Raw genomic sequence first — 12,389 nt, 5'->3', positions numbered from 1 at the left:
CTCAATGGGCGTTCCGGCCGTCCCGTTCAAGGAAGCGCGGCGTCCCGAGCTAAGCTTGACGCGCGCAACGCGGATGCGCAAACCGCGCGCCATGACCGATACACCTCAGGCGACCCCGACCGACGCCGCGCTCGATCCCGTTGTGGCGCCCGCCGGCACGCCTGCGCCCGCCGCCAAGAAACCCAAGAAGGAAGAGGATTGGAAAGACACGTTCAGCTTCATCATCAAGCTGGTCGTCGTCGTTGTGATCTTCCGCAGCTTTCTGTTCTCGCCTTTCTCGATTCCGTCGCAATCGATGCTGCCGCGGCTCTATATCGGCGACTATCTGTTCATCTCGAAATGGAATTACGGCTTTTCCAAGCATTCGCTGCCGTTCAGCGTGCCGCTGATCCCGGGGCGAATCCTCGGCCGTAATCCGACGCCGGGCGACGTCGTGGTGTTCAAGGCGCCGCCGGGCAATGATCAGGATTATATCAAGCGCGTCATCGGCCTGCCCGGCGACACCATCCAGATGCGCCACGGCCAATTGATCCTGAACGGCGTCGCGGTGCCCAAGGTGCGTGTCGCCGACTTCGTCATCCCGCTGACGCCCAATTATCCCGCCGGCAAGGAATGCCCGGCCGAATTCCAGGCGACCGACAGCGCGGGCACGCCGATCTGCCGCTACATGCAGTTCAAGGAAACCCTGCCCAACGGGGTCAGCTACACCGTACTCGACCGCGGCGAATTCCCTGACCGCGACGATACCGATGTCTATACGGTGCCCGCCGGCCACGTCTTCCTGATGGGCGACAATCGCGACGATTCGGGCGACAGCCGCTTTCCCGCGCAGGAAAATGGTGCGATCGGCATGGTCCCGCTGGAGAATCTGGAGGGCAAGGCAGTCGTCACTTTCTGGTCGACCGACGGCAATGCGCAATGGCTGCTGCCCTGGACCTGGTTCTCGGCGGCGCGCTGGAGCCGCTTGGGACAGGGCTTTTGACCGCTGCCCCTCGATCGGGGAATAGCCACGTGACGACCAAGGAACTTGCCGGCTGGATCGTCGCGACCTTCGGCCGTGCGCCCGGCGACCTCGCGCGGTTCGAGCGCGCGCTGACGCATGGCAGCCAGGCGAGCGCGAATTACGAGCGGCTCGAATTCCTCGGCGACCGCGTACTTGGGCTGGCCATGGCCGAATGGTTGTACGAACTGTTCCCCGATGAGCCTGAGGGCAGCTTGTCGAAACGCCTCAACGCGCTGGTCACCGGGCCGGTCTGCGCCGACGTCGCGCGCGAGATCGGGGTGCGGCCCTTCCTCGGGCTGGGCAAACAGGCGCGCGACGATGGCGCTGCCGATAGCGACAATGTGCTGGGCGACGTGATGGAGGCGCTGATCGGTGCGCTCTATCTGGACGGCGGGTTCGAGCCGGCGCGCGATTTCGTCCGCGCGCGCTGGGCCGATCGCGTCCATGCCGATGCCCGCGCGCCGCAACACCCCAAATCGGCGCTGCAGGAATGGGCCGCCGCGCACAATCGCAAGTCGCCGGTCTACGAAGTCATCACGCGATCCGGCCCGCAGCACGCTCCGCGTTTCACGGTGCGCGTGTCGCTCGGTGCCTTCGCCAGCGCCGACGCCGAAGGATCGAGCAAGCAGGAAGCGGAAACCGCCGCCGCCCGCGTGCTCCTCGCGCAGGTGCAACCATGACGCAACATTGCGGCCTCGTCGCCGTGCTCGGTGCGCCCAATGCCGGCAAGTCGACCCTGGTCAATGCGCTGGTCGGGCAGAAGGTCGCGATCGTCAGCCCCAAGGCGCAGACCACACGCACGCGGCTGCTCGGTGTGGCGATCGAGGGTGAGACGCAGATCCTGTTGGTCGACACGCCGGGCATTTTCGAACCGCAGCGCCGGTTCGACCGCGCGATGGTCGCGGCCGCCTGGGGTGGGACCGAGGGGGCCGACGTGACCGCTTTGGTAGTCGATGCCAAGGGCGGGCTCGGCCCCAAGGTGATGCCGATCGTCGAGAGCATCGCGGGCCGCCCCGAACGCAAGTTCCTGGTGCTCAACAAGGTCGATATCGCCGACAAGGCTCGGCTGCTGGTCCATGCCGAGCGGATCAACGCGGCGACGCATTTCGATGAGACCTTCTTCGTCTCAGCCTCGACCGGCGACGGTCTGGCCGAACTCAAACAGGCGTTGAGCTACGCCATGCCCGAAGGGCCATGGCATTTCCCCGAGGATCAGGTCAGCGACGCGACCGAACGCGCGATGGCGGCCGAAGTGACGCGCGAACAGCTCTACCTCCAGCTCCATGCCGAATTGCCTTATGCCAGCGCGGTCGAGACCGAGGCGTTCACCGAACGCGAAGACGGATCGGTCGAGATCCGCCAGCAGATCCTGGTCGAACGCCCGACCCAGCGTGCGATCGTGCTGGGCAAAGGCGGCAGCCGGATCAAGGAGATCGGCGCGCGGGCGCGGGCGCAATTGAACGAATTGCTCGATCGCCCGGTGCATCTGTACCTGCACGTCAAGGTCAAGCCGGGCTGGGACGAGGATCGCGAGGTCTATCGCGATATCGGGTTGGATTGGGTCGACTGACCCTCCGGTCACTCCGGCATACTTCTGTCGCCCCAGCTAACTCTTCCCTCAGCGCGGCCTACCCTCCCGTCACCTCAGCGAAAGCTGGGGTCTCGTGCGGTATGCGATGCGGCTTGAGATCCCAGCTTTCGCTGGGATGACGAGTGTGACTAGGCCAGCACCGACTCCACCCACTCCGGCACCAGCACTCCCGCCGGCCCCAAGCGACTCTCGTGAAACCACCCGCTGCCCTCGGATCGATCGAGGTTGAGCTCCAGCGTCCGCGCCCCGTGATACTTCGCGGTCTGGACGAACCCCGCCGCCGGATAGACCGCGCCCGACGTCCCGACCGATACGAACAGATCGGCGCGGGAGATCGCGCGCTCGATCACATCCATCGCGTAAGGCATCTCCCCGAAGAACACGATGTCGGGCCGCACCGCCGTCGCGCCGCACGCCGCGCAGATTGTCCCCGGTGGCATCTCGCCTTCCCACACCTGGCGGTGCTCGCACACCGCGCACAATGCCGACTTCAACTCGCCGTGCATATGAAGCAGCCGTTTGGCGCCCGCGCGCTCGTGCAGATCATCGACATTCTGCGTGACGATCAACAACTCGCCCGTCCACTCGGCATCTAGCCTGGCCAGCGCATGATGCGCCAGATTGGGGTCGACCCCGGCCAGCGCCGCACGCCGGAGGTCGTAGAAGCGGTGCACCAACTCAGGATCGCGCGTCAGCGCCTGCGGCGTGCAGACATCCTCGACCCGATGCCCTTCCCACAGCCCGCCCGGTCCACGAAACGTTGCAATACCGCTCTCGGCGGAAATGCCCGCGCCGGTCAGGATGACGATGTTGTGGATGTCTGTCATTGCGCTGGTCTAATCAAACACATCGCCATCGGCCACCACGGAGGAGCGGCGGTCGCGCGATGCGCAACCTAGCTCAGCATCATGAGCCCGGTGATCCAATATTGAATATCTTCTCGACCAAGCCAGCCACAAATATCATGAAAAATCCGACCGGGACGGCAAGGAAGACTGCAAGCAAGGTGGGGTCGAAAGTTTCGATCTTCGGTTGCATTGCAATAAACACCTCTACCAAGAACAAGAATATCATCGTCGCTGTGAAACGCGCGTCGTGAATGATGCGACGTTTTACATACAATACCGTCAGCAGATCGAATGTGAGCATCGCAGCCGCAACGCCGCGGTTGATTTGATGGAATGGGATGAACGCCAGGAAAATCGGAAAAACCAAAAGGCTGAATCCGCATCCGACGAGTCTCCCCTTCGAGATATGGAACTCCGACCCCCCGTCTTTTATCTCCAGCATCGCCACCCCAATCGATCGTTGTACCGCCAAAATTATGATGCGACCGGCCACGCCGCCACCGCGATCTCCGCTTCACCCATCAACGCCGTCACGCGCCTGAAGGGCATTTTCGGTTAGTTAAGTCCTTTCGATCAAGGTCGACACCAGCGTGTGCTTCTGCTTCCTGTGCCGCACCGAGCGTATAGGTGACTCCAGATCGCCGCGTTCGGCGAGTGGATTCTGGCGGAGGCCGAATGACCGATTTCGCGACGACCCGGCGGTTGTTCCATCTGCCCGGGGGTGTGCTTTACCTCGACGGCAATTCGCTCGGGCCGCTGCCGCTCGCGGCGGAGGCGCGCGTGCATGAGGTGATGACGAGCGAATGGGGTAATCAACTGATCAAGGCGTGGAACACAGCCGATTGGATCAATTTGCCTGCGCGCGTCGGTAACCGCATCTGCAAGTTAATCGGCGCGCCCGAGGGCAGCGTGGCGACTGGCGATACTTTGTCGGTCAAGGTGTTCCAGGCGCTCGCCGCTGCGCTGGCGCTGCGGCGCGATCGCAAGGTGGTGTTGTCGGACACCGGCAACTTTCCCTCGGACCTCTATATCGCCAGCGGGTTGCTCCAGGCGCTGGGCGGCGGGCTTGAATTGCGGTTGGTGGAGCCCGAAGACGTCGAAGGTGCGATCGACGAGAGCGTCGCGGTGACGTTGATCACCGAAGTCGATTACCGCACCGGCCGCTGCCACGACATGAAAGCGCTGACCGCCAGGGCGCATGCGGCGGGCGCGGTGACGGTGTGGGATCTCGCGCACTCGGCCGGGGCGGTGCCGGTCGACCTGACCACCGCTGATGCGGATTTCGCGGTTGGTTGCACCTACAAATATCTCAACGGCGGCCCCGGCGCGCCCGCCTTCATCTATGTCGCGCCGCGCTTTGCCGACAGCGCGCGGCCGATCCTGTCCGGCTGGATGGGGCATGAAGCGCCGTTCGCGTTCGACCTGGATTACCGCCCGCATGCCAGCGTCGAGCGGATGCGCGTCGGCACGCCGCCGGTGCTGGCGCTGGCGGTGCTCGATGCCGCGCTCGATGCGTGGGACGGGGTCGATATGGCCGATGTCCGCGCCGCCTCGATCGGCTTGAGCGAGCGCTTCATCGCCGAGGTCGAGGCGCGTTGCCCTGACCTGACGCTCGCCTCGCCGCGCGACCCGCAGGCGCGCGGCAGCCAGGTCTCGTTCCGCCACCCGCAAGGCTATGCGATCATGCAGGCGTTGATCGCCAACAATGTGATCGGCGATTTCCGCGCGCCCGATCTGATCCGCTTCGGCTTCACCCCGCTCTATCTGTCGAAGGAGGATGTCGTCGCGGCGGCGAAAGTGCTCGAACGTGTGATGACCGAGCGCTTGTGGGACGACCCCGCCTATGCCACGCGGTCCAAAGTGACATGACCGACCACCATTCAAATGCCGGCGACGCCGGCGGGCCAGAAACCGACTTCGCCGATAAGATGGCCTATGGCGACTATCTGCGCCTCGACCTGATCCTCGGCGCACAGCAGCCGCGCTCTGCCGCGCATGACGAGATGCTGTTCATCATCCAGCACCAGACGTCGGAACTGTGGATGAAGCTCGCGGTGCACGAACTCGAATCGGCGTGCGACGCGATCGCCAACGACAAATTGCCGCATGCCTTCAAGATGCTCGCGCGCGTCTCGCGCATCCTCGAACAGCTCAACAATGCCTGGGACGTCCTGCGCACGCTGACGCCGAGCGAATATACCGAATTCCGTGCCGATCTCGGCCAGTCCTCGGGGTTCCAGTCGCATCAATATCGCGCGATCGAATTCCTCTGTGGCAATCGCAATGCCGCGATGCTCAAGCCGCACGCCCACCGCGCCGAGGTCATGGCAGAGCTCGAAGGCATCCTGTCGCGGCCGAGCCTGTATGACGAGGCGATCCGCCTGCTTGCGCGCTCCGGCTTCGACGTCGGACCGGAGCGTGCCGACCTGGGTGAGCAGCGCGTCGAAAGCGACAAGCTTCGCGCTGCCTGGGCAGCGATCTACCGCGATCCCGATACGCATTGGCCGCTCTACGAACTGGCCGAGAAACTGGTCGATCTCGAGGATTATTTCCGGCGCTGGCGGTTCAACCACGTCACCACGGTCGAGCGCGTGATCGGCCTCAAGCGTGGCACCGGCGGCACCCAGGGCGTCGCCTATTTGCGCCGGATGCTCGAAGTCGAGCTGTTTCCCGAATTATGGCACGTGCGGACCGAACTTTAGCGCGCGTCACGCGTCGGTCGACGCGGTCGTCCAGCCGAGGCGCGGGATCGTCACTGACCGCCGCCCCGACAGATCGGTGCGCGTCACGATGACGTCGCGATCCTCCATATAAGCGAGCACGCGGCGCGCGCGGCCGAGCGAGCTGGTGCCATAGATGCGCGCGATCTCCTCGTCGCTCGGGCAGGGGGCGTTTTCGCGTGCGGCGCGGGCGATCAGCAGGAAGGCGCCGAGCATCTCGTCGGGCACCGCGGCGGCGGCGGTCATCGCCGGCGCCCATTGCTCGTCCTCGGGCTGGTAGATTCCCGCGCGCGCCGCGGCCAGCCGGCGCGCGAAGCTCGACGGGTCGAGCGCGATGCGGCGCAGCCCGGCCATCCGGCAGCGTACCTGGAAATCCTGGAACAAGGCGGCGGCGGGACGCAGCGCGCTGTCGGGATCGGCGACGATGCCGTGCAGCGCATCGGCCATGACCGCATGGGCATCGACCGGGTCGGCATCCTCGGGCTCGGCCGCGGGAGTCGCGGCCAGCGCCTCGAGCAATTCGGCTGCGGGTGCCGGGCGCGGCGGGGGCGGGGGAGGCAGCGGAAGCGACAGCGTTTCCTCGACCGGCGCCAGGATGAAGTCGCGCATGTCCTCGGCCGGGCTTTGGTCGGGGAGCGGCACCAGCTTGGGGCTCGAACTGCGCGCGCTGGTCTCGACCTCACCGATGCGGATCGTCACCGGGCGCCGCGCCACCGCCGGGCCAAGCCCCAGGAAGGTACCGCGCGGCAAGTCGCGGATCGCCTCGGCCTGGCGCCGCTCCATGCCGAGCAGATCGGCGGCGCGCGCCATGTCGATGTCGAGAAAGGTCCGTCCCATCAGGAAGTTGCTCGCTTCGGCGGCGACGTTCTTCGACAGTTTCGCCAATCGTTGCGTGGCGATGATCCCGGCTAGTCCGCGCTTGCGCCCGCGCGACATCAGGTTGGTCATCGCGCCCAATGAGGCGCGGCGGACGTCCTCGGCGACTTCGGCCCCGGCCGCCGGCGCGAAGATCTGCGCCTCGTCGATCACCACCAGCGCCGGATACCAATAGTCGCGCGGCGCATCGAACAACGCCGACAGGAAGGTCGCGGCGCAACGCATCTGCCCTTCCATTTCGAGCCCTTCGAGGCTGAGCACGACCGAGGTGCGATGCTCGCGGCAACGCGCCGCGAAGCGGGCAATCTCGGCCAGCGAATAATCGACCGCCTCGATCGCGACGTGACCATAGGGGCCGGCGAAAGTGACGAAGTCGCCCTCGGGATCGACGATGACCTGCTGCACCTGGCGCGCGCTGCCTTCGAGCAGGCGGCGCAACAGATGCGACTTACCCGATCCCGAATTGCCCTGGACGAGCAAACGGGTGGCGAGAAGTTCTTCGAGATCGACGCATGCCGGCCGGCCGCTCGAATCGATCCCCATATCGATCTGGAACGTCATTGCCCCGCGCATGGTGGCAACCGCCATCGAAGGGCAAGCCGTGACGGCGAAAAAAGCTGCGGATTATGTACTTTAAGCCCCTGCCCTGAAGGGACCTATATACCTGCTTGACCCAATTCTAGGCAGGGTCAGTAGTTGGCTCGTCGGTGTTTTTGATCTTGAAGCTGCGCAACGCACTGCCCACCGCGATTGCAACAAAGAGTGACGCGATGAAGATTGACGGGGGATCGGCGCGGCCACGCCATATGTCATACGCACCTACTGCGATCAGATAGCCGGCGGCGAACGCCGAGATCGTGGACAGGAAAGAGCGCAATGGCAGAGGCAGTCGGCTCCACATGCGGCGCACACATATCATGAAAAAGCCCGGCGGGTTAGGCCGGGCTCGATCAATAGCCGGCAATTTCCGGCACGCAGGTATCTCCCGCCGTCGGGCATCGTTGCCAGCCGCCGCCCATTGCCTGGAACAGTTGGACGCGCGCGGTGAGTGCGTCGGAACGAAGCTGGATCAGCGACAGCTGGGCGCCGAGCAGCCCGCGTTGGGCATCGAGCTGTTCGAGATAAGGCGAATAGCCTTCGCGATAGCGGTTGGTCGCCAGCCGTAGTCCTTCCGCCAGCGCATCCTGCTGCGCGCGGGCGAGGCCCACTTGCTCGTCGAGCCGCTTGGCGCTGGCCAAGGCATCCTCGACCTCGCGGAACGCGGTCAGTGCGGCGCGGCGATAGGAGAACGCCGCTTGGTCGCGCTGCGCGCCGGCCGCTTCAGCCTGCGCGGTCAGCCGGCCGCCCTCGAAAAGCGGGGCCAGGATGCTGCCGCCAACGGACCAGATCGTGATCGGGTCCTTGAGCAGGGTGGAAAAGGCGGCACCGGCGGCGGCGCTAAGCCTGACTTGCGGCAGGAAGCGTTTGCGCGCGGCGGCGAGCGACTTGTCCGACGCGGCGAGCTGGAACTCGGCTTGCGCCACGTCGGGCCGCCGGCGCAGCAATTCCGACGGCAGTCCGGCGGGAACAAGCGGTACGGCCAATCGGTCGAGCGGGAGGCCGCGATCGATCGCTTGCGGCGTCTCCCCGGTCAGCTGGCTGAGTGAATCCTCGGTCCGCGCGATGGCGAGCTCGATCTGTGGCACGATCTGCGCGGTGGCGTCATATTCGGCCAGCGCCTGCTGGAGCTCGAGCTTGGGCGAATAGCCGCGCCCAACCCGCGACTTCGCCAGCCGGAGCGATTCCGCCCGCGCCGTGACGGTGGCCTTCGCGACCTCCAGCCGGGCGTCGAGCCCGCGCAGGGAAATATAGCCGCTCGCCACCGCGGCGGCGACCGATAGCCGCACCGAATCGCGCGCCGCCTGGCCGGCGAACCAGGCGTCCCTGGCCGCTGCTTTCTGGTCGGCGAGCCGGCCGAACAGGTCGACCTCGTAAGCGGCCTGGACCTGGGGTTGCGCGGCATTCTGCACCGACGGCAGGCCGAACGCGTTGACCGAGCGCGACCGCGCGCCGCTGAGACTGGCATCGATCGTCGGCAGCAATTGCGCGCGCGCGAGCGCCAGATTGGCCTCCAGTTCGCGCACCCGCCCCATTGCGGCGCCGATATCGGTGTTGTTGGCCAGCGCCTTGTCGATCAGCGCAGTCATCGCCGGGTCGCCGAACGACTGCCACCAGGCGCGGTCGATCGGCGCCACCGGACCGGCATCGGTGCGCCAGGTTGGAGGCGGCGCCACCGGCGGCACCGCGGCGGTCCTCACCGGAGGGCCGGCGCAGGACGCCAGCGCTACCACCAGCGCGAGCAGCGGCGTGGCGTACCGCAGCTTCATCGTTGCCGCCCGCCACGCGTGTCGATGCTGACCTCGACCGACATGCCGGGCCTGAGCCGCGCCGCCGCGGCCTGTCTCGGGTCGATCGCGATGCGGACCGCGATACGTTGCGCGACCTTGACGAAATTGCCCGTGGCATTGTCGGGCTTGAGTACCGAGAATTCAGATCCCGCCGCCGGCGACAAATTCTCGATCCGGCCGTTGAGCCGCGCCCCGCCAAGCGCATCGACCTTGAACGTCGCGCGCTGGCCGATTGCCATGTCGCGCGTCTGTGTCTCCTTGTAATTGGCGATCACCCAGACATTGTGCGGCACGATCGACAGCAATTGCGTGCCGGCGGTGACATAGGCGCCGTCGCGCACCCCGATCTCGGACAATTGGCCATCGACCGGCGCGCGAATGATCGTGTTGTCGAGATCGATCTGGGCAAGGCGAAGCTGCGCCTTGGCCGATTCGACCGATGCCTCCAGCCCGGCGCGACCGACGACGACAGTGCGGACGTCCTGCGTGCCGATCGCGCGGCTGGCCTGGGCCTGGCGCACGCCGGCCTGGGCGGCCAGCAAGGCGGCGCGGGTCTGGTCGAATTCGCGCGTCGAGATCGATCCATCGGCGACCAGCGCGCGGGCGCGGCGCATATCGGCCTGCGCCTTGACCAATTGCGCCTGGGCGTTGGCGATGCCGGCATTCTGCGCTTCGGTCGCGACTTCGCGCGAGCGTTGCGCCTGCGCCGAATTGGCCAACGAGGCTTGCTGTGCCGCGACATTGGCTTCGGCCTGGGCGACGCGGGCGCGATAGATGCGGTCGTCGATCGTCGCCAGCACCTGGCCTGCCTTGACCTCGGCAAAGTCCTGAACGGTGACGTGCATCACATAGCCGCTGACTTGCGGACTGATGATCGTGACGCGACCACGGACATAGGCATTGTCGGTCTTTTCCGACCAGCCGGCGAAGGGCGGCAACCGCCACGCATAGAGGATCGCCAGGATCGCGCAGAGTGCGAGCACGATGATCGCCGCCACGGTCGCGCGCGACTTGGCCGGCGGACGCCAACTCGATGGTGCTGGATCGACCTGAGCGTCGGGTACTGGTTCCGCTGGCAACGGTTGGTCGCTCATCTCATTGCCCCTTTTGCGCTTGCGCCTGAGCCTGCATCTGCTGCTGGAGCAACACAACCGGCGATGCTTCGCCACGCCGCCAGATCGACCAGCGGATCACGAAACCCCACAGCGCCATCAGGATGGCAAGCACCCCGACCAACAGGAAAACGTCGTTGAACGCCAGGATATTGGCCTCGCGCGAGACCTGTTGGCTCAGCAGGGCCGCGCCCTGGGCGCTGCGCAAGGTTGGATCGCCCACTACGCCGGCGATCGCGCCGCCGCTCGCGCGCAGCCGCGCCGCGACCAGGGGATCGGTCGCCACGATGCGCTGGACCAGTTCGTGCGAATGGAATTTCTCGCGCATCACCTGAAACGTGCCGAGCAACGTGCCGCCGAGCAATCCGCCGACGCTCTGGCTCAAGCCGAACAGCACGACGAAACTGACGAAGTTGCGGCCGCCGGCGAGCAAGGTTCGCGCGATGCCGATCACCATCGCCTGGGCCAGGAACAGCAAGGAGGCGAAGCCGATCAGGGCCTGGCTGACATAGAAGCTGCTCGGCCGGGTCAGGTTGGTGGCATCGGCGTCCATGAACGCGCCGATCACGATCAGGATCACCGCGATACTGATCGGTAGTCCGACGTCGCTCGGTCGGAAGGTCAGCACCGCGGTGACCAGTCCGGCGATCGAGGCGAGCACGATGATCCAGTTCAAGGTGACCATCTGGTCGTTGATCAGCCCGAGCACGTTGAGCAGGCCAACCGACCCGAATGCCTGTTCGGACAGGAGGATGCGTACCGACGCGGCGACCACCATCAATCGTACGATCTCGCGGCTGCCCAGCCAGCGCGTATTGATCAGCGGATTGGCGCGCTGGTGTTCGACGATCACCGCGCCCGCGATCAGCGCGATGCTGGCGGCGAGCGCCCAGCCAATCCAGGGCTGGTCGGTCCACCATTCGATCCGCCCCTCCGACAGGACCGCGATCAGCAGCCACAGCCCCGGGGCGAGCAGCCCGAAGGTCAGGAAATCGGCCGGCTCGAACGCTTTTTCGCGCTCGCTAGGGGGTAACGGCAGGCTCATCACCGCCGCCAATGTCGCCAGCGCCAGCCCCAATTCCAGCCAGTAGAGATTGTGCCAATCGCCCCATTCGAGCAGGTGCGGCGACAGAATCCGGGCGAACGGCGTCGCCAGTTGCGGGATGCAGATCCCGATCATCACCCCGGCGAGGCGCTTGGCCGCGGGCAGCGACTGGAAGAAATAGAGGATCGTCAAGGTCGTCAGGCCGCTCGCCGCGATACCGCTCATCGCCCGCACCGCTACGGACGTCCAGAAATCGTGGACGAACAAATGCATCAGCGTCGTCGCGGCATAGACGACCAGCGAATAGCGGATGAACGGCTGCAGCCCGAATTGCTGGCGGTATTTGACCAGCAACAAATTGGCGGTGACGTTGGTCATGAAATAGGCGCCGGTCAGCCAGGCGATCTCATTGGTGTAGAGGTCGAGCGTCCCCTGCGCGAAATTCAGGTTTACCGTGACCAGCGCATTGCCCAGTCCGCCGGTGATCCCGATCAGGCAACCGATCAGGAAATAGAGCAACCGGCGGCTTGCCGGGTGATCGGGATTGGCCGGCGACCCGGGCAGCGTCGGCCTTTCGTGCGGCTTGAAGACATAGTCCGTCACGCATCTGCCCCTGGCATCCCGGCCACCCACCGCCGGCCGCCCAGAGTTATCAGCTTTCGCTCGATTGGCCAGTAGCGCAGGCTGGTGAGGGCGAAAGTCCAGAACACTCCCGAAGTTTAGCTTTCGCGGCGGCAAAGCCGCACGACGCGGCGCCGACGATCTGACATCGCGAGTGCGGCCTCCGGGCCGCTCTCCACTTCCCTT

Annotated in this window: 11 protein-coding genes; 5 read left to right on the top strand and 6 right to left on the bottom strand. The window is 65.6% G+C overall.

The features are described from left to right. Positions 1-91: 91 nt before the first annotated feature. From lepB to era, 3 genes are read left to right on the top strand one after another with little or no spacing between them, the layout of a single operon-like run. Positions 92-982 (top strand): signal peptidase I, encoded by an 891-nt coding sequence (lepB, locus tag AC1DQQ_RS09135; protein WP_478039417.1) that lies wholly within the window; start codon positions 92-94, stop codon positions 980-982. Further along, positions 919-1,683 (top strand): ribonuclease III, encoded by a 765-nt coding sequence (rnc, locus tag AC1DQQ_RS09130; RefSeq protein WP_478044952.1) that lies wholly within the window; start codon positions 919-921, stop codon positions 1,681-1,683. Before lepB ends, rnc begins: the two co-directional genes overlap by 64 nt. Further along, positions 1,680-2,573 (top strand): GTPase Era, encoded by an 894-nt coding sequence (era, locus tag AC1DQQ_RS09125; protein WP_478030711.1) that lies wholly within the window; start codon positions 1,680-1,682, stop codon positions 2,571-2,573. The genes rnc and era overlap by 4 nt, the downstream gene beginning before the upstream one ends. 149 nt (positions 2,574-2,722) lie before the next feature. Here era and AC1DQQ_RS09120 read toward each other — a convergent pair whose 3' ends face one another. Next, positions 2,723-3,421 carry an NAD-dependent deacylase gene (locus AC1DQQ_RS09120; protein ID WP_478044950.1) on the bottom strand — a complete coding sequence of 233 codons (699 nt, stop codon included), beginning with the start codon at positions 3,419-3,421 and terminating at the stop codon, positions 2,723-2,725. Between the two features lie 79 nt (positions 3,422-3,500). Continuing rightward, positions 3,501-3,935 carry a hypothetical protein gene (locus AC1DQQ_RS09115; protein ID WP_478044949.1) on the bottom strand — a complete coding sequence of 145 codons (435 nt, stop codon included), beginning with the start codon at positions 3,933-3,935 and terminating at the stop codon, positions 3,501-3,503. 182 nt (positions 3,936-4,117) lie between these two features. On the opposite strand from AC1DQQ_RS09115, the gene kynU reads away from it, so the two are divergent. Both kynU and kynA read left to right on the top strand, forming a co-directional pair. Next, positions 4,118-5,311 carry a kynureninase gene (gene kynU / locus AC1DQQ_RS09110; protein ID WP_478044947.1) on the top strand — a complete coding sequence of 398 codons (1,194 nt, stop codon included), beginning with the start codon at positions 4,118-4,120 and terminating at the stop codon, positions 5,309-5,311. Beyond that, positions 5,308-6,144 (top strand): tryptophan 2,3-dioxygenase, encoded by an 837-nt coding sequence (gene kynA / locus AC1DQQ_RS09105; RefSeq protein ID WP_478044946.1) that lies wholly within the window; start codon positions 5,308-5,310, stop codon positions 6,142-6,144. The genes kynU and kynA overlap by 4 nt, the downstream gene beginning before the upstream one ends. Positions 6,145-6,150: 6 nt before the next feature. Here kynA and AC1DQQ_RS09100 read toward each other — a convergent pair whose 3' ends face one another. The 4 genes from AC1DQQ_RS09100 to AC1DQQ_RS09085 all read right to left on the bottom strand — a co-directional run bounded on the left by AC1DQQ_RS09100 (position 6,151) and on the right by AC1DQQ_RS09085 (position 12,185). Next, entirely contained in the window at positions 6,151-7,599 is a 1,449-nt protein-coding gene (locus tag AC1DQQ_RS09100) for an ATP-binding protein (RefSeq protein ID WP_478045274.1), read from the bottom strand. Between the two features lie 389 nt (positions 7,600-7,988). After that, positions 7,989-9,404 carry an efflux transporter outer membrane subunit gene (locus tag AC1DQQ_RS09095; protein ID WP_478039425.1) on the bottom strand — a complete coding sequence of 472 codons (1,416 nt, stop codon included), beginning with the start codon at positions 9,402-9,404 and terminating at the stop codon, positions 7,989-7,991. Further along, positions 9,401-10,519: an HlyD family secretion protein gene (locus tag AC1DQQ_RS09090; protein WP_478044944.1), complete on the bottom strand. Its 1,119-nt coding sequence runs from the start codon at positions 10,517-10,519 to the stop codon at positions 9,401-9,403. The genes AC1DQQ_RS09095 and AC1DQQ_RS09090 overlap by 4 nt, the downstream gene beginning before the upstream one ends. Position 10,520: 1 nt before the next feature. Then, entirely contained in the window at positions 10,521-12,185 is a 1,665-nt protein-coding gene (locus tag AC1DQQ_RS09085) for an MFS transporter (protein ID WP_478044942.1), read from the bottom strand. Positions 12,186-12,389 lie beyond the last annotated feature (204 nt).

The sequence above is a fragment of the Sphingomonas sp. P4_G3 genome (assembly GCF_056401105.1).
The sequence above is the reverse complement of the archived record's forward strand: the minus strand, read 5'-3'. Positions and strand labels throughout refer to the sequence as shown.